The organism is Chitinophaga silvatica (assembly GCF_003419895.1).
Lineage (GTDB): Bacteria > Bacteroidota > Bacteroidia > Chitinophagales > Chitinophagaceae > Chitinophaga > Chitinophaga silvatica.
The window spans coordinates 455,061-475,770 of sequence record NZ_QPMM01000002.1 but is presented as its reverse complement, the minus strand read 5'-3'; the positions used below and the strand labels follow the sequence as shown (position 1 = coordinate 475,770).

General features: G+C 40.7%; 15 protein-coding genes. 6 read left to right on the top strand and 9 right to left on the bottom strand.

Features of this window, described 5'->3' with window-relative positions; translation table 11 throughout:
• Positions 1-167 precede the first annotated feature (167 nt).
• The gene (locus tag DVR12_RS06240; RefSeq protein WP_116974706.1) at positions 168-1,163 is read right to left on the bottom strand and encodes a helix-turn-helix transcriptional regulator; all 996 of its coding nucleotides are present in this window, start codon (positions 1,161-1,163) and stop codon (positions 168-170) included.
• Positions 1,164-1,430: 267 nt separating this feature from the next.
• On the opposite strand from DVR12_RS06240, the gene DVR12_RS06235 reads away from it, so the two are divergent.
• On the top strand, positions 1,431-3,572 hold the full coding sequence (locus DVR12_RS06235) for a TonB-dependent receptor plug domain-containing protein (protein ID WP_116974704.1): 2,142 nt from the start codon (positions 1,431-1,433) through the stop codon (positions 3,570-3,572).
• Positions 3,573-3,621: 49 nt separating this feature from the next.
• Here the strand turns inward: DVR12_RS06235 and DVR12_RS06230 are convergent, their stop codons facing one another.
• Both DVR12_RS06230 and porW read right to left on the bottom strand, forming a co-directional pair.
• Positions 3,622-6,021 carry a penicillin-binding protein 1A gene (locus DVR12_RS06230; protein WP_116974702.1) on the bottom strand — a complete coding sequence of 800 codons (2,400 nt, stop codon included), beginning with the start codon at positions 6,019-6,021 and terminating at the stop codon, positions 3,622-3,624.
• Between the two features lie 201 nt (positions 6,022-6,222).
• Complete coding sequence (porW, locus tag DVR12_RS06225) at positions 6,223-9,300, bottom strand: type IX secretion system periplasmic lipoprotein PorW/SprE (protein WP_116974700.1); 3,078 nt, start codon at positions 9,298-9,300, stop codon at positions 6,223-6,225.
• A gap of 253 nt (positions 9,301-9,553) precedes the next feature.
• On the opposite strand from porW, the gene DVR12_RS06220 reads away from it, so the two are divergent.
• From DVR12_RS06220 to DVR12_RS06200, 5 genes are all read left to right on the top strand, one after another.
• Positions 9,554-9,958: a hypothetical protein gene (locus DVR12_RS06220; RefSeq protein ID WP_116975126.1), complete on the top strand. Its 405-nt coding sequence runs from the start codon at positions 9,554-9,556 to the stop codon at positions 9,956-9,958.
• Between the two features lie 147 nt (positions 9,959-10,105).
• Positions 10,106-10,528 carry a bactofilin family protein gene (locus tag DVR12_RS06215; RefSeq protein ID WP_199417053.1) on the top strand — a complete coding sequence of 141 codons (423 nt, stop codon included), beginning with the start codon at positions 10,106-10,108 and terminating at the stop codon, positions 10,526-10,528.
• A complete protein-coding gene (locus tag DVR12_RS06210; protein ID WP_116974698.1) occupies positions 10,497-10,721 on the top strand; it encodes an AtpZ/AtpI family protein in 225 nt (74 codons plus the stop codon). The genes DVR12_RS06215 and DVR12_RS06210 overlap by 32 nt, the downstream gene beginning before the upstream one ends.
• On the top strand, positions 10,714-11,100 hold the full coding sequence (locus DVR12_RS06205; RefSeq protein WP_116974697.1) for a hypothetical protein: 387 nt from the start codon (positions 10,714-10,716) through the stop codon (positions 11,098-11,100). The genes DVR12_RS06210 and DVR12_RS06205 overlap by 8 nt, the downstream gene beginning before the upstream one ends.
• A gap of 4 nt (positions 11,101-11,104) precedes the next feature.
• Positions 11,105-11,737: a SprT-like domain-containing protein gene (locus tag DVR12_RS06200; protein ID WP_116974695.1), complete on the top strand. Its 633-nt coding sequence runs from the start codon at positions 11,105-11,107 to the stop codon at positions 11,735-11,737.
• A 246-nt stretch (positions 11,738-11,983) separates the two neighbouring features.
• Here the strand turns inward: DVR12_RS06200 and DVR12_RS06195 are convergent, their stop codons facing one another.
• From DVR12_RS06195 to DVR12_RS06170, 6 genes are all read right to left on the bottom strand, one after another.
• The gene (locus DVR12_RS06195; RefSeq protein WP_116974693.1) at positions 11,984-13,111 is read right to left on the bottom strand and encodes a family 20 glycosylhydrolase; all 1,128 of its coding nucleotides are present in this window, start codon (positions 13,109-13,111) and stop codon (positions 11,984-11,986) included.
• A 2-nt stretch (positions 13,112-13,113) separates the two neighbouring features.
• Complete coding sequence (locus DVR12_RS06190; RefSeq protein WP_116974691.1) at positions 13,114-14,391, bottom strand: IPT/TIG domain-containing protein; 1,278 nt, start codon at positions 14,389-14,391, stop codon at positions 13,114-13,116.
• A 17-nt stretch (positions 14,392-14,408) separates the two neighbouring features.
• On the bottom strand, positions 14,409-16,043 hold the full coding sequence (locus DVR12_RS06185; RefSeq protein WP_116974689.1) for a RagB/SusD family nutrient uptake outer membrane protein: 1,635 nt from the start codon (positions 16,041-16,043) through the stop codon (positions 14,409-14,411).
• A 22-nt stretch (positions 16,044-16,065) separates the two neighbouring features.
• Positions 16,066-19,326 (bottom strand): SusC/RagA family TonB-linked outer membrane protein, encoded by a 3,261-nt coding sequence (locus DVR12_RS06180; protein ID WP_158563214.1) that lies wholly within the window; start codon positions 19,324-19,326, stop codon positions 16,066-16,068.
• A gap of 237 nt (positions 19,327-19,563) precedes the next feature.
• Complete coding sequence (locus DVR12_RS06175) at positions 19,564-20,379, bottom strand: FecR family protein (protein ID WP_116974685.1); 816 nt, start codon at positions 20,377-20,379, stop codon at positions 19,564-19,566.
• The gene (locus DVR12_RS06170) at positions 20,358-20,561 is read right to left on the bottom strand and encodes a hypothetical protein (RefSeq protein ID WP_116974683.1); all 204 of its coding nucleotides are present in this window, start codon (positions 20,559-20,561) and stop codon (positions 20,358-20,360) included. Before DVR12_RS06170 ends, DVR12_RS06175 begins: the two co-directional genes overlap by 22 nt.
• Positions 20,562-20,710: the final 149 nt, after the last annotated feature.

Here is a 20,710-nt window from a genome sequence, read left to right as displayed (position 1 = left end):
CTCATAAAAGGATTGGTATGGCTTTATCTTATTTACTGGGTTGCTAAATAATATTTGATTGGGAGATGTATCATAAGTAATTCGAGATAGGAAAACCTTTTCCCTTAAGATTACTGCTGATACATCTTTCTATTCAGACAAGAGATTCTCAAAGCCATGAATCCCACCTATTTCTTAATGACCCCAGGAGAGAATCCAAAATGCTTCTTAAACGCCCTGGTAAAATGGGCGGTGTGTTTATATCCCGATAAATACGCTACCTCAGATACACTCTTACCTTCCAACATTAACTCTCTTGCATGTACCATTTTTATATTCTGCAGGTAGCCATACACCGTAGTGCCAAACACTTGTTTGAAATGGCTCTTCAGATAAGCATCGTTGGTACCTACCCGGTGCGATAAATCGATCAGGGTACATGGACTGTTAATATTCTGCGTAATAATATCTCTGGCCAGATACATTCTTTCTATATCTTCTTTCTTAAGCGTTCGGGAAGTGAGCTCTTTGGTTTGTATTCCTGCCACCTGCTCATAATGTGTTAATTGAATTGCTAAAAGTTCAATAGTTTTTGCTTTAACATAAAGTTGTTTGTATCTGCCGTCTAACGGGCAGTTTAGCATATCAAATAAAATAGGGCTGATGTTGGCCTGTAGAGGTAAGTTGTTTTTACTTAATGGTACAGGTGTGTTATCACTAATGCTTTTTTGGAATACCGCAAAGAGCGGATGTTCTTCCGGGAGAAAATTCAGTAAAAGGTCAGGACTCACACCTAACTCAAAAATCTCCAGTGGTTCACCAGGCTGCCAGCTAAGCTGAATTTCCTGTTCAGGAAAGAAAAGATAATTGTATTGTTGCTTACTTAAACTTGCCAATACAGTCTTGCCACTATCTACATGATAGCTTTTATTTCCACTAAGGGTATAGCTCAGCTGGAGGAAAGGTTGTTGATTGCTGAAAACAATACTTCCTCCTTTCTCGGACTTAAGACTGTAATACCCCAGAGCTATACCATCAGGACTATGCATTTCCTGCATAGTACCTACATGCCCCTGATGACTTAGTTCACGTTTTCTCTGCTTCAGGATCTCCTCACCATGGATGTTAAATGGGCATGCATTGAATAGTTTACTGTGGGTAGATGTTATTGCAGACAATGGCATACTTATTAATTACAGAATATTTGAACTAAGCAATATTAATTCATTGCATTGTCAAAGAATTTGCGCAAAGAGGAACTTATTTTATAAATATGGGAAGACCCTTTGTCATACTATCTCTGACAATTCACTATTTCCGTTTGGGGTAACATTTTTTCCGTCTCAGGACATCCAGCCAGGCCTGGTTTCTCCGCAACTGGTAATTATTTCTCCATTACTGGAGAACTGAAATTTACATCTTGCAGCTTTTAAAAGCGCTTTTGATAAGTGATGTATATCAAACTACTATTTCCCATTTTACTGCTTGCCGCAGAAAACACTAATGCTACTACTCCCCTTTCTGACACAACAGGTCAGCATACTATGCGGCAACTGAAAGGCATCGATGTATATTCCCAATCCATTAAAAAAACAGATGATCTTATTGATATAAAAAAGATTGCAGCACCAACACTCATTATAGATGGCAAAACCATCCAACAGATGAATAGCCGCCGCCTCGATGAAGTATTACGTGAACAAGTGGGAATGGCAGTCGTAAGTGATTTGGGGGCAGGTAACAGAAGTATTGGTATTCAAATGCAGGGATTCAGTTCTGCCTACATACTTATACTACTTAATGGGCTTCCCCTTAGCGGAAGATTTAACGAGAACTTCGATATCAGCCGGATTAGCGTTCATGATATCGAAAGGATAGAAATAGTAAAAGGTGCTTCCAGTAGTTTGTATGGCAGTGAAGCCCTTGGTGGAGTTATCAATATAATAACCCGGCAAAATATTCCTAAGCCCCAGGGAACAATATCCGCCCTCTATGGCACCTATAATAATACTGATCTCAGTGCTTCAGCCGAAACACCATTTGCAAAGAAAAAAGGGGCAATTTATTTTGGAACCGATTACTACAGAACCGATGGATTTAATGTAAATACACAATATCTGAAGGAAGGGAAAACAGCCCCTCCTTATCAAAGCGTTAGCGGACAATCGAGAGCTCATTGGCAGCTTAGTGAAAAGAATACGCTGCAACTCAGTGCCCGGGCAGCCGGCAGAAATTCGGTAATGACAAGATCATACGGCACTCAGCCCTTCAGCGATGAGCTTAGTGAAACAGATTTCAATGCAGCCTTATCACTACGTACAAATCTGAATGATTTTACCAAACTACTTACGAGGTATTATTTTACACATTACCTAACCGATCAGGATGTTAGGATCACTGAAACCGGAAAGTTGCTTCAGGAGAATAAATTCTCACAACAGGTTCAAAGACTGGAAATTCAAGGCAGCCGAATCATAACAGAGACTGGTCTCACATTTACAGGTGGACTTGGAGGAGAATTACTACATATGAATAACAAAGCAATAGCAGCAATCCCTGATCAGCAGAATTACTTTGGTTATTTGCAAGCCAACTATCACCCCAACAAAAATTATGGAATAATAGCCGGCTTACGTTATGATGGAAATAGCCTGTATGGTGGGAAATTGAATCCTACTGTCGGAGCTGAATATTCACCGTTTAGCTGGTGGCAGCTCAAAGGAAGTATTGGGCAGGGATTTAAAGCTCCTACTTATGCACAGGCTTACCAGGTATTTACAAATATTACGCAGGGATATACGGTGGTTGGAGCTAATATCTTTAACCATGCAATAGAAGATCTGAAAAAAGCAGGATTGATCCAATCTGTATGGAGTAATTCAACAGCTATTAAAGAACTACAAGCTGAAACTTCTGTTTCCTATAACCTGAGCAGCAGATTTAAAATCACAGATGGATTTACAATTTCAGTAAATGGATTTTATAATAATATCCATCATCTAATTAATACAGAACAGGTAGGAATTATGCGCAATGGCCAGCAGTTATTTTCTTTTCTCAACCAGGGCAGAACATATACCAAAGGGGTAGAAACTTCAGTGGAACTAAATCCTATTCCCAATTTCAGGATTGCTGGTGGCTATCAATATCTGATAGCTAAGAGTAAAGATGTAGAAGATAGTATCCGGAATAAATCTGGTGCTTATTCCAAAGTGCGTGGTGAGAATGGAATCCGCACAGCTACTATAAATGATTACTTTGGGTTACCCAACAGAAGTAGACATATGGCTAATTTGCAGGTATTCTATACATATCGGCCCTGGGGAATTGTAGCCTCTGTAAGAGGTACATACAGAAGCAAGTATGGTTTTCTGGATATTGATAATAATGGTTATATAGATAAATATGATGTTTTTGTGAAGGGATATACGTTGTTATATTTTTCTGTTCAGAAGTCTTTAATCCGGGAAAAGTTATCAGTTAAATTTTCGATAGATAATCTTACTAATTACACTGATTATCTTATGCCGGCTCAGCCGGGGAGAGTATTAATGGGAGGCGTAAGCTACAGGATTGGTAAAAGTGGAGAGTAGTTTTTTGATAAAATATAAAGGGCAGGACTAAAATCCTGCCCTTTATATTTTAATTGCTGCTATCCCCTTTTTTCGGTTGTGCAGGCATAGTAGCTTTTGGAATATTCTTTTGCTCTTCTTTTGGTTTAGGAGCAGATTCTTTAGGCTCTTTTGGTTTTGTTACCGGCTCAGGATTTTGGACACCCGGATCTGCATAATCATTAGCATCACCGGAACCATAATCGTCTGCTGATCCGTTACCTACATTTTGTGACTCGGCACCTGGTTGTACATTGGAGTCGTAATTCATATAGATATCATCTTCATTCATGTTCGGAGGAACAGGGAAGTGATCATTAGAACTGATTTTCAGAGTTGGATCAGCATATACCTTTTGCATAAACAAGGCCCAGATTGGTAATCCGGTATTAGCACCCTGACCAATTGCAGTAGTACTGAAATGTATAAAGTTATTTTCGCAACCTACCCAGGCACCAGCCAGGAGTTTAGGAGTGTACCCCATGAACCAGCCATCGGTATTATCGTTGGTAGTACCTGTTTTACCTGCAATTTCGCCCTGGATATTATAACGGCTGCGAATACGAGCTCCGGTTCCTCCCGGTGCTACAACTCCTTCCATCATTTTCACCATGGTATAGGCTTCTTTCTCGTTTATTACTTCTCTCTTAACAGGAGCAAATGTTTCCAGAATATTTCCATTTCTGTCTTCAATTCTGGTAATATAAATAGGTTTGGTATTGATACCGCGGCCAGGGAACATGGTATATCCCTGCAATAATTCATAAAGTGATATTTCAACTGCACCCAATGCAATAGCTGGGTAAGCCGGAATATCGCTGCTAAAACCAACTTTATTTTTTGCAAAATCGGCAAATGGTTTGGCTCCAATCTGCTTAATAAGATAAGCCGCTACAAGGTTCAATGATTTTGCAAGCGCTCCAGCCATGGTGATGCTTCCACCAGTGCTACCTTCAGAGTTGTGCGGAGTCCACCCATTGATATTTATAGGTTCATTTGGCAGAATAGTGTTGGGCGACATTCCATTCATGATGGCGAAGCAATACAGGAACGGTTTGAATGTAGAACCAACCTGGCGGCGGGTTTTAGCTACGTGATCATTCTTGAAATAACGAAAATCAGGTCCGCCAACCCATGCTTTCACTTCCCCGCTTTCCGGGTCCATTGCCATAAAGCCTGCCTGCAATACGGCACGCATATATTTGATGGAATCGATCGGGGTCATTACGGTATCAATCTCATTCAGGTCGGATTCTGTAGCACTTTTCCATCCAAAAACCTTCATTCTGGTTGGAGTATTAAATGCTTTTGTAATGGCAGAATCGGAAGCTTCATCATCTTTCATTGCTTTGTACCTATCTGACTCTTTCATATATTGGTCCAGGAACTTAGGCCATTTCTTCCATACATTCCCGGTTTTGATATCATTTTGTGCGAAAAGAGATTTCTGCAATACAGCCAGATGTTTTGCTACGGCTTCTTCAGCATAAAGCTGCATTCTTGGATTAATAGTGGTATAGATCTTCAATCCATCTCTGTACAAGTTATAATCTATACCATCTGCCTTTTTATGGTTTTTACACCATGTTTTAAGCTCATCTCTTAATACCTCTCTGAAATAAGGGGCCAATCCTTTGTTATGATCAATCTTATTATAGTGAAGTACAATTGGTTTGCTCTTGGCAGCTGCGGCTTCAGCTGGAGTAATAAAATTCTCTTTCTCCATGTTATCGATTACCGTGTTCCGGCGGATCAATGCATACTGCGGATTACGGCGGGGATTATAAATGGTGTTCCCCTTCAACATACCTACCAGTACTGCAGCTTCTTCAATGGAGAGGTGACCGGCATCTTTACTGAAAAAGGTACGGGCTCCATTTTCAATACCATATACGTTATCTCCGAAAGCAACAGTATTCAGGTAGAGCGTTAGTATTTCCTGCTTGGTAAAATTTCTTTCAAGTTTTATAGCGATGATCCACTCCTGAATTTTCTGGAAGGCACGATGCATTGGATTGGAGGAGCGTTGCTTACCATTATCGGCCTGTAGGTTCAGCGCCAACTGTTGGGTAATGGTACTGGAACCTCTTTTCTTACCGATTAACAGATAAAAAGGAATCGCCAAAGTTCCTTTAGGGTCAATTCCCGAATTATCATAGAAACGGGTTTCCTCAGTAGCTATCAGTGCGTTGATGACATTTTTGGAAATCTCATTATAGTCGCTGCTGGAGCGATCTACCTGATAATATTTTCCCAGAATGGTACCATCTTCGGCTATTACTTCAGAGGCAAGAGCGGCACGGGGGTTTTCCAATTCTTCCATTGGAGGCATTCCTCCAATAACCCGGAAGTTGATCAATAGAACAATGAGAACAATAAAACCTAAAAATCCAAAAGCCACCCACCACAATATTTTCACCGATTTTTTCATGCGCTATAAAAGTTTGTTTAACGATTGCCTTTTGCACTAATGAAATGGCAATTTATTATTATCTGTTGGCTATATAATATTTTTTTTCAATAAAGTTCTATTGCAATAAACAAGCCTGTTTATAACAATTTGACCGACAAAGATATTTAAAATCCAGGGGATTTACAGATTTGCTGAATTTTAGGATTTTGTTATGAAATCCTATTGTGTTGTTTCATAATTATCGGCAAAAAATTTTCGATAACCGGTAAGATCCTTAGTGCTGTTGAGCAGGATAAAATTATCTCTCGAAATAACGAAGAAATCGTATTCCTTACGTTGAATTCTTGGAATAATGTTGGCCGCTGCTTCGTCGCGGATCTCATCGAAATACGCCAGTGCTTTATCTTCTGTCGGGAACATCCTGAAGATAAGCATAACGTCGTTTGGTGTTAATACAAAACTACCTACTTCTATTTTCTCTGCCGCATGTTTATTGGCATTATAACGGGCAAACTGGTTTAGGCCTTCATCCATCTGCTCTTTGGATACTCTCTGGAAGGAAAGCACTACAAAAAACGGATTATCGGCAGTCAGTTTATAAGGTGTTACTGGTTTCGCTGGCTGAATTGGTGTTGGCGGAGCCGGCAAAGGCGAAGTCATTTTAGCAATGATCTTGGCGGAATCGGCGGGTACCTTAGCAGTATTCACTTTATCCGTAAAAACAGGTTGTGGATTTTGCCAGGGATAGCGCATGGACACATTTTCGTCAAGAATTGGATTTCCGTCTGCTGTTCTTCTGATATCCAGCTTTGCCAGGTAATTGGTCAACTCAGCTTTCCTTTCCAGCGCTTGCATTAATGCCGTGGCCTGAGCAAGCACTTCTCCATCAGCTGCATATTTATTTAATATTTGCTGAACCGCTTTACGGGATAACTGCAAACTGTCATTAGCTGCTATGGTATCCATTTTTATGGTAAGCATAGCATCGAGGAGATCAAATTTAGATTGAAGGAAATTGATGCCATAAGTGCTGTCTGCCTTGGTCTTAAGTGCTTTTGCCTCATCATAATTACCTTTTTTAAAGGCAGTGTAGGCATCATTATAGACCTGTGTTATTTCTTTTTTCTTCTGATTATCAATATCTTTTACTCCACCAGCTCTGATAATATCGGCAAAATTGGTATTTCCGTATTTGGTCATTACCAATGTTTTATATCGCTCTGCTTCAGCACTATGATTAGCTTTATTATGCCAAACATAGAGGGAGTAAATTACCTCTGGCTTGCGGGGGTGCTCAGGATAGAGAATCAGCAAAGAATCATAAGTTTCTATCGCCAGTGGATTATCTTCCAGTTTATCATGATACAATTTACCCAAATCGAACCAGGCATCTTTAACTGAAGTGCTGGCAGCAGTCATTTTCTCTGGAGTTAATGGTAAACCGGCCGCCAGTTTCTCGACAGTCAGACTATCGGTTGGAATATTTTCAGTAGTGGCCAACGCCTGTTTTTCTTCCGGAATCGTAACAGGGGAATTATCAGTAGGGTTCATTACACCATTCTGGCTGCGACGCCAGTTATCGGCGATAGTTCTGCTTCCCCATTTACGTTTAAATTCGGAATAACCGGCCGATTTGCTCGCAGGGTTATAAAAATACCATTCACCCTTTTCTTCCTTGGGAGCGTAGGCACCGCCAGGATTATTGAGAGATGCAAACCCTTCTTCAGTAGTTGGGGTATTTAAAGCATCTTTAATTTTCTTCTTTGCCGAGTCACTTTTCAGGCCGGCCAAAAGTTTCGACAGGTAGATATTTCTTTCGGAAGGCTCCATGGAGGCAATGCGCATGAGGCTATCCTGTTTGTGGATAATATCGAGTTTTGCCACCACGTCGGACAGTACTTCTTTCCTGGTATTCACCAGTGCCGCATCTCTGAAATCCTTGTTCATTACGCCAGCTGTACTGTCGTAATACATTTTGGCATTCGGATAATTCCGTTGTTTATAATATATATCGGCTATTCCTTTATAGGTAAGGGCGCGTTGCATGAGATTATCACTAGGTTGTTTCAGTGACTGTTTCATGAAATTAACAGCGGCAGCGGGGTCTTTTTCTGCTACCAGGGTGCCCATAGTATAAAAAATTCCGTCGCGGTATCTCTCAAACTTTTGCTTTCTGAGCATATGCTTAAGTCCAGCCAGGCTTTTATCTATATCGCCGGTGGTTTGTGCATTTGTTTTAGCAATTTGGATTCTGGCCTGGAAATCCATCATTGGATCTGGTTTCAGGCTTATGACATGGCGAAAAGCGTCGAGAGCAGAATCGGCATGCTGTTGTTGAACATATAATTGGCCCAGGATGAATGACATTCTGGCTTTGGAAACTTTATTAGAGCTTTTTTCGATAGCCAGTTTCATTGGCTCAATTGTTTCGGGGTAGCGCTTTTGGATATAATTGCTGTAGGCGCGTACTTCAGCCAGATCACCATCGAGGCGGTGCGGGAAATTAGGATCGGCATTGAGAACACTGAGTAAAGACTGAACTTCATCATATTCCTTCATTGCCAGGAGGGTGCGGGCTTGCCATAAGAAGGCATCGTTGCGCACTTTTTTATGTTTTAGAAAAGCCAGCAGACCTTTTCTTTTTTCTTTTGTAGCGATTGAAATCTGGTCATTTTCGTTGGCACCAACCACTGTTTTATATTCTGATTTCTTTTTGGGGGCAAAAGTTATGTTGATGTATTTAAAAGTTTTGGTAGCGTTATCCAGATCATTTTCGTAGAAGTATGCTTTCCCCATGAGGAGGAAGCAATCATCTATCCATTTACCGCGGGGGTCATGTAATTGGATACCCATAGAGCTTTTTTCGATAACGGAATCGAGTTCCCCTTTACTGATACTGCTGCTTTGCAGGCTGAATGGGTAGAAAGGTAAAAGAACTGTATAATCGTCTTGTCCGTCGCGGTTGGCGGATTTAACTACTTTATTGAGTTTAGTTTTTGCGTTATAGTAATAATTGAAGCGGGTGGTCATATTTTGGAAAAACATTCTTTTCCAGGTCCACTTTTTCTTTTCGAGCATTACTTCTGAAGGGGGGCGCCTATCCTGAACTTTTTGTTGAGGTGACTTAAACAGGGGTTTAAGACCTGCATTTTGTTGCCGGGTGCTATCTATCGGACCACGTGTGGGAAGATTTTTTGACTGATTTTGAGGCCTGAGTTGCGCGATGGCTGTTAGCTGCAAGCAACATGACAAAACAACGAGTATCAGATTTTTATGTAGCAATTTGATGCAATTCATGGATGCCAGGGTGTGTATAGGCTATTATATATAACTCTTTGTTTGGAAAAATATTTTAAAGATAGGATAAAATACTTGATTGCAATGGTTGATTTCAAAGCAATTAGCGAATTTCTGGCTCATAAGGGAAGATTTAATAGACTGGTTTTCAAACCTTAAAGAACAGAACTTTATAGATTCCCTAAAAAGGCTGTTCAATTTTACAATATTGTTTAACTTTATCGCCTTAAATTCCTTTAAGCAGTATCACAACATGGCCCGTAAGGTGAATAAAAACAACAGAAGAAGCTTGGAAAAGTTCAGTCATAAGTACCGTTTGGTGATTATGAATGAAGATACCTATCAAGAAGTAACCTCGTTCAAGTTAAGCAGAATGAGTGTGTATATTGCTTTCAGTACCTTATTTGTGTTGCTTGTAGCCATTACTGTAGCTACAGTTGTATTTACACCATTACGTTATTACATCCCGGGATATGGAGATTTGAAGCAACGTAAGGAGTTCATTCATCTGAAGATGCGGGCCGACTCGCTCGAACATGCTGTTAATCTTCGCGACAAATACCTGGATAATATTAAACAGGTAATTAATGGTGAATTCACCGGGAAATTAGACACTACTCGTTTAAAAGTTCCGGCTGTTGATAACAGTACCTATTAATTAGTAATTGATTAATTATTATTATTTAAATATTTTAGTACTTCGAAGTGGTGTGTGTGGCGAGAGCCTGCCCTATTTTTTTCAAATGTCAAATTTTTAATATATTTATTAACTTGCAACACGTAAACTTGAAAAACCTAACTCCCTATGTTCAATAACAATACGAAATCGAAAGGTGACAACAAGGCAATGCTGCCATCATCTACAATCAACATTATTGGTACTGGAACTACAATCCAGGGTGACATTGTATGCGAAGGAGATATTCGCATCGATGGTCAGGTTAATGGATTAGTATCTACCAAAGCCAAGATTGTAGTAGGTCCGGAAGGCGATATTATTGGTGATCTGGTATGTCAGAGTGCCGATATCCTGGGTAAAGTAACAGGTATCATTAAAGTGGAAGAATTATTGTTCCTGAAAGGAAATGCATTAGTAAAGGGTGATGTTTACACCGCACATTTTGAAATGGAGCCAACTGCCAAATTCAATGGCCGTTGCTACATGGATGAGGAGCACAGACCTGATTTGCAAAAACATGGAAAATCCGTCCTCCAGGAAGCAGAATAACCGAAAATTATTGTATCGGTATGCCGGATTGGCCTTTCAGATGATGGCCACTCTTGGTCTGGGTGTATTTGCAGGCTATAAACTAGACCAGCATATCGGCTGGCGCTTCCCTATATTCCTGCTTATTTTTTCTTTCATTGCATTAGCCATAATTTTGTGGCAAATTATAAAAGACACCAGACGGCATGACTGACAGATTTTTTATTCGCTTATTCGCATTATTCGGAATTCTAAACGGATTATTATTCATATTTAAACCCAAATTATTAGATCAGGGAATGCACGTAACTGTGCTGATGATCGGTAATTTGTTAATGGCGTTCATTTCCCTGGTGTCTTATATCATAGGCCGCCAGGGACTGGCCTCCTCTAACCATAATGCCTTCGTAAGAGCTATCTACGGCTCTATGCTCATCAAGTTTTTTCTTTGCATTGTAGGCATCGTTGCTTATGTACTATCCTTTAAGCCAGACTTTAGTAAACTCACCGTTTTCTCTTTATTATTCATTTATCTGATCTATACTATTTTCGAAACACTCAGTCTTTTCCGGCTGACGAAGCTTAAAAAGTAATCACTTGAAAAAAGAGGCGCCATTACACGCTTTAGCAAGTTACCTGCCCGAAGGTACCTTTGATCAGGTAATGGAATTTATTGTCACTTTTAAAGTACATCTGACTATTACCCGCGAAAGGGCCAGTATCCTGGGCGATTACCGTCATCCACACGACGGGAAAGGACATCGTATAAGCATAAATGGCAACCTTAACAGGTACGCTTTTTTAATCACGCTGTTGCACGAAATTGCCCATCTGACCACCTATAATAAATACGCCAATCGTGTTGCCGCTCATGGTAATGAATGGAAGCAGGAATTCAGTAATATATTAAGAGGTTTCGTAGGCAAAAGCTATCTGCCTCCTGATGTTGAAATGGCCATACGCCAAAGTATGTCCAATCCGGCTGCCAGCTCCTGCGCTGATGAAAATCTTATGCGCGTGCTAAGAAACTACGACCGTAAAAAAGAAAACCATGTACTGATTGAGCAAATCCCTCAACATGGCTTCTTTAGAACAAAAGATGGCCGGATATTTCAACGGAACGAAAAAATCAGGAAACGATACAGAGGCACCGAAGTAGCTACAGGTAAAGTATATCTTTTTAGCCCGGTGTATGAAGTCCAGGCTGTCTCGCAAAATGCGGAGATGTAACTCGCAGGCTCGTTTTTTTTCTCGCAAAGAAGCAAAGATTAATATTAAGAAGCAAAGTTTAGTATTAAGTGACAAAGGATCGAAGCTTATTTTTTAAGGTCTTCCAATAGGTTCTTATCTTGGAATTAAACCTATCAGCTGTTCTTAAAAAGATTCGCTTCGATCCTTCTTTATTATTCTTAATAAAAACTTTACTTCTTAATATTAATCTTTGCTTCTTTGCGAGAAAAAAACGAGCAACGCGAGTTACAATTTCTCCATCTTCCTTATTTCAGCGAATAGGGCCTTAAATGTATCCACGTTGTCCTGGGTGCCTTTACGTACTCCCTTTCTGTTGTAATATCCATCTATAAACTCACGTGTACTAACCCACATCGTTTCAAACACCCCAGGCATACGCTCCGCCAACGTTCTCGAAAATTCTGCTCTCAATCCATTTTTACGCGCCGCATATACCTGTTGTAGCTGTGCTAACGCCACATCAGTATTTCCACAGGCCGATGGCAATACATTAAACCCCTTCACCGCAAAATATCCCGGCGTTGGTGGAGCATCTTCATACTTCCAATCACAAATCATAATATCCTTTGGAATCATATCAATAGCTCTGGCCGTATTATTCATACTTGCCTGCCAGGCCAACAGATTTGTTACCTTCCCATCTATCAGCCGGTCGCTCCACATCCACATCTGACATTTCTTTTCTTTCAAATGCTGATGTAATGCATTTACATATCCGGCAAATAGTTCGGCCTTATCACGTCCACCGCAACGAGGACATTTATCATACCCAATAATCCAGGCTTCATCCAACTCTACGTGAAACGCATCTGCTCCGCTCACCTCTATCAACTCATCCATCAATGGAAAAATCACACTAAACAAATCGGGATGCTGTGGACAAAGACATTTACTGTAGAAAACAAACATTCCTCCATCTTTCCAGGGAACAGGAGGACCATAATCCGGCGACTCATCAAACTGCGGATAATGTTTCAACAAGGGGAGCATTTCCGATTGTTCTGATTGATGAGCCAGCAGATTCATCATTGGAATAAACCTGATGCCGGCATCTTTACAAGCCAGGGCTATCTGTTTCAGATCCTTTTCAGAAATAATATTTCCTTCTCCCAATTCAGGATGCGACTTAAACCTGTATGCATACCCAATTCTAAGTACCAATGTGTTTACTCCTTCTGCTTTCAGGGCATCTTTAATAAACTTACATAACATTGGTACATCTTCCGGAGGAGGAACACTAAGCAATAATCCTTTAACCGGAAGAACATTCCATTTAAATTCTGTTGGTTGCTGGGCAAATGCAGGGATTTGCATCAACCCAAAAACCATCAGCAACACAAATGCTTTTTTCATAATTATTCAGCTACTACCTTTCGAATACAATGATTGTTTCTGTCTAAAACATATACTACACCATCTTTATCTACAGCTACTCCGGTTGGGGCATTAAACAGGGCAGCTGCTCCCGAACCATTGGCCATACCCGGTGTACTTCCGCCAATGTAGGTACTTACATTCCAGTCGTTAGCCGTAATTAACCTGATACATTGGTTGGTATTTACAATAGAACCCTCGTTATCCCCGTTGCCGGCAACAAACAGGTTATTTTGTTTGTCTACTGCAATTCCCCACGGATGATCAAATCTTGAATCAGCACCTTTTCCATTTACCAAACCAGTTTGCCCTTCAGCACCTGCAATTAATTCAGGTTCCCAGGTACCCGCCCTGAATTTTTTAATAACAGATTTTCCATTTTCAGTAACAAATAGATTTCCATCACTATCTACCGCCACATCAGCAGGATACTGAAGACCTGTGATGATCTGTTTGGAATCGCCGGTTGGTGTAACCTGATAAATACTTCCGGGATTTCCAGCGTTGGCGTAATACATCATTCCATTCCGCTTGTCTATTCCCATTCCCCATGCTTCCCCCCAACACACAAGGGAAGTGGTGCCATCAGGAGTGATTTTACGGATTGTCCAGGCAGCCGGATCAGTCACAAACACATTACCATTATTATCAGTAGCAATGTCCAAAGGCAGATAGAACTGTGCATCTGCACCTTTACCTTCCTGGTAACCATAGGTACCACCACATAGAGTAGTAACCGTACCATCCGGAGTAATTTTTCTAATACGCAGATTACCAGCATCAGCTACATAAATATTACCATCGGCATCCACATCCAGTCCACAACGCTTATTAAAATTAAAGAAGGCATTTGTGCCCTTACCGTCTGAAAACCCTGCTGTTCCATTACCAGCGAGGGTGGTTACTTTATAAGATGATTCATACTGAAAAGCATTAGTCGTTTCAGTTGTTTTACCATTAATGGTTACAGATATTTTACCAGTGCCTGCTTTTTCCGGGATTACAATCAGAATATGATCACTGATAATACCCTCGATCAGGGCTTTTTTTCCATTTACAGTTACAGTAACACCGGTGGTATCTGTACTGAAATTGGTACCGTAGATCAATACTTCCGTACCGGCTGCACCATTTTCAGGAGTGAATTTATCTATTACAACGGGTGCGTTGTTGTCGTGAACAAATCCTTTGTCTTTCTTACAGGCAACAGTTGTTAGCAGTAGCACAGCCACCAGCAAACGATATATAATAGTTTTCATTAGTAGTTAATTTAGTTTTACCAACCGGGATTTTGCTTGAAATCAGGATTCTGACCACCAACTTTATCGATTTCACTTTGTGGAATTGGTAACCAGTAATTCTTGCGTACATCAAACACTCGTTTGCCTATTACCGGATAAGTATAGGTTACATTGCCGGAACCGGATACAGCTACACCATGTACTTCTTTATTATCTACCTGTTCAGCAATCTTCCAGCGACGTACATCCCAGAAGCGATGATCTTCCAATGCCAGCTCAATTCTTCTTTCATGGCGGATTTTAGCTCTTACAGCTATTTGATCTCCACCACTGTAATCAGGCATTCCTGCTCTGGCACGAATTGCATTCATTGCAGCATAAACATCGGCACCCGGACCTTCAGCTTCATTCTGTGCTTCTGCATAATTGAGATATAATTCAGCGGTTCTGATCAATACCCATTTTCGATCGGAAGCTCCTGTACCAGCGTATAAGTCAACAGATGGCAGCAGATATTTACGAGGCCAATAATTGGTTGCAATTTGGCCGGAGCGTGGAGCATCGGCTCCATTAGGATCTAAAACCCTGTTCTTCCAGGTAGCTCCAGGATATAGAATAGTAGCGTAAAAGCGTGGATCTCTGCCTTCATAGGGTCGTTGTGCGCTATAGCCAGATCCGGGTTCTGTAATTCCCAGCCCGGAAGCTTTCATTTCATAATCATCCACCAATTCCTGTAGTGGTGTAACATTTCCATAACCATTGGCGCTACGAGGATTCATTTCACGATCTATTCCTCCATCACCGAAAGCGCCTGGGGCACCACGACTCCAGATCACCTCCTTATTGAAATACTGGGTAAAAATATCGCTGTAGTTCTCATTTAACGTATAGCCGTTATTGATAGCAGTATCGAGTGCCGCTTTACAAGCTGTAGCTGCTTCTTTCCAGCGTTGAGCCACATTATTTGGATTAAATAACGGGCTTGCATAAAACAATCTCACTCTTCCTTCCAATGCCAGGGCTATCATCTTAGAACTGCGGCCCCAGTTGGAAGGACGATCGTTATATGTTACGGGTAGCAGCGTTGCTGCTTCCTGTAAATCTTTGATTACGCTTGCTGTTACTTCATCTATGCTATTACGTTTGTAATAAATACCAGATGGATCATCAAAAGGATTTTTTTCGTCCAGCAGTAAAGGAATTCCTCCAAAAGCACGCATCAGTTCAAAGTAATAAAATGCTCTTAGCAGTAAGACTTCTCCTTTTAACCGACTACGACGTTGTGGATAATTAGGATCATTTGGTACCAAAGAATACTGACCCAGGAATTTATTACATGCACGAATCTTTCCGTAATAATCTCCCCACCGGCTTTGCAAAGGGAAATTCGAAGGGCTCATAGAACCAGTATTGAAGTTGCCGGCATAAGTATCGTTGGCCTGGTTGGTTTCATCAGTTGCACTGCATAATCCCCAACCATAAGGTTGAAAGAGATTAGGAAGACTTTGATATATAGTATTTACAAATCGTTCCGCATTTTCAATATTAGAAAATACTTCCTTTTCAGTAATCAGATCACTAGGTTTTCTATCGAGATAATTTTTCCCGCAGGCTGTAATACCAAGCATTAGTACAGCTGCGACTCCTATTTTAATGACGAATGTTCTCATGGCTATTGTTTACCGCAGATGATTAAAGATTAATAGTTATACCAGCATTGAATATGCGCATAATCGGATAAGGCTGCCAGCCCCAACGCCCACCTGTATTAGATTCCGGATCAATTCCCAATTCTTTTACATTATCCCAGGTGAGCAGATTCATTCCGTTTACGTATACACGCGCACTCTTGATCTTTGCTTTTTTCAGCCATTGTACAGGCAAGCGATAACCGATTTCTGCATTCTTCAATTTCACATAATCAGTTTTTCTGATCCAGTATGTAGACTCCATAAAGTTGTTGACCATATTACTTTCAGTTAGGTGAAGTGCCGGGAAAGTAGCATTGGCCGCATTTTCGGGTGTCCACCTTCCTTCATGAAAAGGGCGATAGCTTTCGCGATAATTGGCAGTTAGCTGTGCAGAGAATATTTGTCTGCCACCTCCGGCTCCCTGAAATAAAACACTAACATCAAATCCTTTATAATCGAGCCCCAGTGTTACTCCATAATAATTGGTTGGCACATTCATCATAGGTAACATAGTTCTATCAGCTTCATCAATCTTTCCATCTTCATTAATATCCTTGTACCTGATATCGCCGGGAATAAGTGGAGAAAATGTTTGTTTAGGACTCTTATTAATCTCGTCCTGGCTCTGGAATAATCCTTCTGCTATATATCCAAGACCATAGCCAACAGGATAACCAACAGCACTTTGATACTGATAGGCTAATTTGGGTTCATCCAGTTCCAGTATTTTATTCTTCACATACTGGTAGTTTACTTTTGCAAATAAACCAACCTGATGAACATTGGTGTTTATATTGAGTTCTCCTTCTATCCCCCTATTTCTGATACGACCGAGATTTCTGTTAAGTGAAGCAGTGATTCCCAAATAAGATGGAATAGTACCGGCATAGGTGAGAATGTCTTTACGTAATTCATTGAAGAGATCTACGGAGAATTTCACTTTGTCTTTCAGAAATCCTGTTTCAATACCTAAGTTGGTTTTCGCTGCTTTCTCCCACGTGATGGCTGTATTTCCGATTCTGTTTTCGTAGTAACCTCCCACGCTGGAAGCCACGCTACCAAAAGTAAAGCCATCTCCTCTTGCATAGTCAGACATATACAACCAACGGTCGCCACCAATCTGATCATTTCCTACATATCCATGAGAAAATCTCATTTTCAGGTAACTGAAAGTAGATTGTGTTTTCATAAAATCTTCGCTACTCAGCACCCAGGCAGCAGATAAGGCAGGGAAGAAACCATAGCGTTTGCCCGGAGGGAAATTCTCAGACCCATTATATCCGGCATTGAACTCGAAGTAGTATTTAGCTGCATAGTTATAAGCAACCCTACCTACAAATCCTTCATAAACACGAGGCAGGTTACCCGATTGTGAGCGGTAGTTACGGTTGAAAAGATATAAAGCACTAACTGCGTGTTTACCAAAGTCGCGATCATACATCAACTTAAAATCGTAGTAGTAATATCTTTCACCACTCGAATAACCGGAGCGTTGTAAACTGGTTGCCTTACGGTGTTGGGTATACGTACCCTCTGTACCGGGAGCAGATTTATAGCGGTAAGAATCGAATTCCTGATCCAATGCAAAGTTGATATCTCCGTAGTTTTCGAAGGTAAAAAGACCTTTAACTTTTAATCCGGGAGTAATGAAATCGAGTTTTCTGGTTAATGCCACACTACCATTGGTACTATGCCAGTAAGCATCTAGGTATCCGTTTCGGGTAAGCATACCATAAGGATTGTAAAAATCCTCCCTCATTGTACCGGAGGCGATGGAGCCATCAGGATTCAGTCGTGGAGTAAGACGATTAGTCATTTGTGATAAAACCACCCAAAGGAATTCATTACCATTACGATCACTTGATGGACCAGTTCTGTTTTCGAGCCGGGAGGCCAGATCTACCTGCAGGTCAGTGTTTTTATCAAGCGTAACATCCACATTCGAGCGGAAGTTGAAACGGTCGTATTTATACTTGATGCCGTAAATATTTTCATCGGCACGTTTATAAAGTGGTTCCTGGCGGAGGTAAGATCCGGAAACGAAATATTTTACATATTGAGATCCACCACCGATATTAACATTCAGCGTTTTTTGTGGTGAATTTTTCCGAATCATTTCCTCGTACCAATCGGTGTTCGGGTAATCATAGGGCTTTAATCCGGTTTTATAATATTCCAGTTCCTGATCGGTAAATACAGGAGCCAGCCCATCATTTTTCGCTGCCTCATTTTCCAATAAACCAGATTGATAAGAATTCAGGAAGCGTGGAAAATTAGTTGGCTGCTGCAAGGCATACTGACCATTTACCTGAATGTTTGGAGGACCGTTTTTACCACGCTTGGTAGTAACCAGCACAATACCGTTAGCACCCTGGATTCCGTATAAAGCGGTGGAAGAAGCATCTTTCAGGATGGAAACAGATTCTACTTCGTTGGGATCTAATTGTCCGATGTTGGCATCTCCCCTAGGCAACCCGTCAATTACGACCAATGGGTTGGTAGCACCGATGGTGCTGATACCACGAATAAACAATTGTGCATCATCGCCACCGGGGCGGCCGGAATGTTGAGCAGTGATAAGTCCGGGTAATCGACCTGCCAATGCATTGGATAAGTTGGCTACCGGACTTTGCTTAAGTTCTTTCGTTTGAATGCTGGAAACAGCACCAGTAATACTTTGGCGGGTTTGTTTCTGACCATATCCGAGCACCACCACTTCATTTAATCCGGATTCCGAAGGTTTTAATCTGATAACCGGAAGTTGCTGAATCCCTTTTACCGGTACTTCAACAGATTGATAACCCAGGAAGGAAACGAGGAGAACAGCATTTTCAGGAACATTGAGCGTGAAGTTACCATCAACATCGGTGGCAGTACCTTTACTGGTACCTTTAACCTGGATGCTTACGCCGGGAAGTTCCTGTCCGTTTTCGGAAGTAACCTTACCCTTCACCGTTATATCGGCTTTTGCATCGGAAATAGCTACCATTCCTCCTTCCAGCATTTTATATCTGAAATTGCGGCTTAATACCTTGTCCAGAATTTCTTCCAGGGTAGCATCTTTAAAATTTACGTCTACCTTTTCATCTTTCGGAAAGGTTTTGTAATTGTAAAGGAAACGGTAGTCACTTTTCGTTTCAACCCACTCTAACAGCTTATGTAGTGTGATTTGCCGGCTGTTGAGTGTAAATTTACTTTGTGAATATGCCTCGGCACGTACCTGTAAAATTGAAACAGTAATGAGAATCAGACAAAGCTTCATACACATGAATGTTTTTCTCACTAAATAGTTGGAAAGGGCTGTTTTTAAACACAGCGTTTTTTTCATACATTTGAAATTGAACGTTAGACATTAGAAACAATAAGTATCCCGCACGGAGCTATTGTTTCGTTCCATGTTTAGCTTTGAAGGGAAGGTGCAACTTCCCTTTTTTTAATTAAGGCGGAAGAAGTAGTTATTTAGTTTTCATACGTAATAATTTTTAAAAGATTTGGTTGATTAATGATGGAGAAAAATAGTATCTCCTTTGATTGTATAACGAAAGTCGGCGGTCACCTGTAAGGCTTGTAAAACCTCGATTGCAGTTTCCTGTTTAAATGTGCCTTTAAATTTGTAATCTTCCGGAAAGGTATCTGCCAGAATAATTTTTCGATTGTACCAGCGACTCATTAGTCGTGCCAGTTGTGGAAATGATTTGTCTTTAAATGACAGTTTGTTATCTATCCATTCAAGTTCACTGTTTTTGCTATTAGCTTCCGCATTCAGTTTTTCAATAATTGCGATTTTATCTCCCCAATCTAAAGCTTTACCATCGGAGAATATTGGTAGTGCCTGATTTTTCTTTCTTAATGTTAGTTTTTCCCCGGCTTTTAATGTAATGCTGTTTGCCTGATAAGTAATGGCTATACTACCTTCTACCAGAGAGGTTTCCAGGGCATCTTCATCTTTATATGCCTTTACATTGAATTTTGTTCCAAGTACCTTGATATTCAGATCTGCCGCATGAACAACAAAGGGTTTACTGCTATTTTTAGTAACCTCAAAAAAAGCTTCACCCTGTAAATCTACTGTTCGCCTATTGCTCATTGTAGCCGGATAACTCAGGCTACTACCAACATTCAGCCAAATTTCCGTACTATCCTGCAGGACTATTTTTTTTCGTTCACCCTTTCCCGTATTCAGTACCAGTTGTTGCTCCGGGCTGAAATTATAGAATTTCAGGCCCCAAGCTGTTATTAGCATCAATAATGCGGCAGCAGCGCCAAGTTTCCACCATTTATATTTCACAACCTTTACTGTGGTTGTTCTGTCCATTCACTTTCTGATTTCAGCCTGTCTGCAATATCGTTATAGAGTTGTTGAAGGTTTGGTTCGGTATGCTCTATAGTCTTTGCTCTATACCCTTCATACCAGGATTCCAGCGACACTTTTTCTTCCTGCGTACAATTTCCCTGCAGGTATTTTTCCAGTAATCCTATTAATTGTTGATCACTCATTATTTTGGTTGTCTGAAACTGTAGACACATTATTGGCTCACTACCCTACCCCTTAGTGAAAATTATTTCAACAGCATTGTTAGGCTAAACCTTCATTTTTTCCTATCTTTTGCCCTTTAGGGAAAGCACACTATCCAACTTCACTGGCA

What these genes read in the sequence shown, in the direction of transcription:
- DVR12_RS06185 (WP_116974689.1), bottom strand. Translation starts at nt 16,043, where the DNA reads ATGAGAACATTCGTCATTAAAATAGGAGTCGCAGCTGTACTAATGCTT.
- DVR12_RS06220 (WP_116975126.1), top strand. Translation starts at nt 9,554, where the DNA reads ATGGCCCGTAAGGTGAATAAAAACAACAGAAGAAGCTTGGAAAAGTTC.
- porW (WP_116974700.1), bottom strand. Translation starts at nt 9,300, where the DNA reads ATGAATTGCATCAAATTGCTACATAAAAATCTGATACTCGTTGTTTTG.
- DVR12_RS06240 (WP_116974706.1), bottom strand. Translation starts at nt 1,163, where the DNA reads ATGCCATTGTCTGCAATAACATCTACCCACAGTAAACTATTCAATGCA.
- DVR12_RS06230 (WP_116974702.1), bottom strand. Translation starts at nt 6,021, where the DNA reads ATGAAAAAATCGGTGAAAATATTGTGGTGGGTGGCTTTTGGATTTTTA.
- DVR12_RS06205 (WP_116974697.1), top strand. Translation starts at nt 10,714, where the DNA reads ATGACTGACAGATTTTTTATTCGCTTATTCGCATTATTCGGAATTCTA.
- DVR12_RS06190 (WP_116974691.1), bottom strand. Translation starts at nt 14,391, where the DNA reads ATGAAAACTATTATATATCGTTTGCTGGTGGCTGTGCTACTGCTAACA.
- DVR12_RS06215 (WP_199417053.1), top strand. Translation starts at nt 10,106, where the DNA reads ATGTTCAATAACAATACGAAATCGAAAGGTGACAACAAGGCAATGCTG.
- DVR12_RS06175 (WP_116974685.1), bottom strand. Translation starts at nt 20,379, where the DNA reads ATGGACAGAACAACCACAGTAAAGGTTGTGAAATATAAATGGTGGAAA.
- DVR12_RS06235 (WP_116974704.1), top strand. Translation starts at nt 1,431, where the DNA reads ATGTATATCAAACTACTATTTCCCATTTTACTGCTTGCCGCAGAAAAC.
- DVR12_RS06170 (WP_116974683.1), bottom strand. Translation starts at nt 20,561, where the DNA reads ATGAGTGATCAACAATTAATAGGATTACTGGAAAAATACCTGCAGGGA.
- DVR12_RS06210 (WP_116974698.1), top strand. Translation starts at nt 10,497, where the DNA reads ATGGAAAATCCGTCCTCCAGGAAGCAGAATAACCGAAAATTATTGTAT.
- DVR12_RS06195 (WP_116974693.1), bottom strand. Translation starts at nt 13,111, where the DNA reads ATGAAAAAAGCATTTGTGTTGCTGATGGTTTTTGGGTTGATGCAAATC.
- DVR12_RS06180 (WP_158563214.1), bottom strand. Translation starts at nt 19,326, where the DNA reads ATGAAGCTTTGTCTGATTCTCATTACTGTTTCAATTTTACAGGTACGT.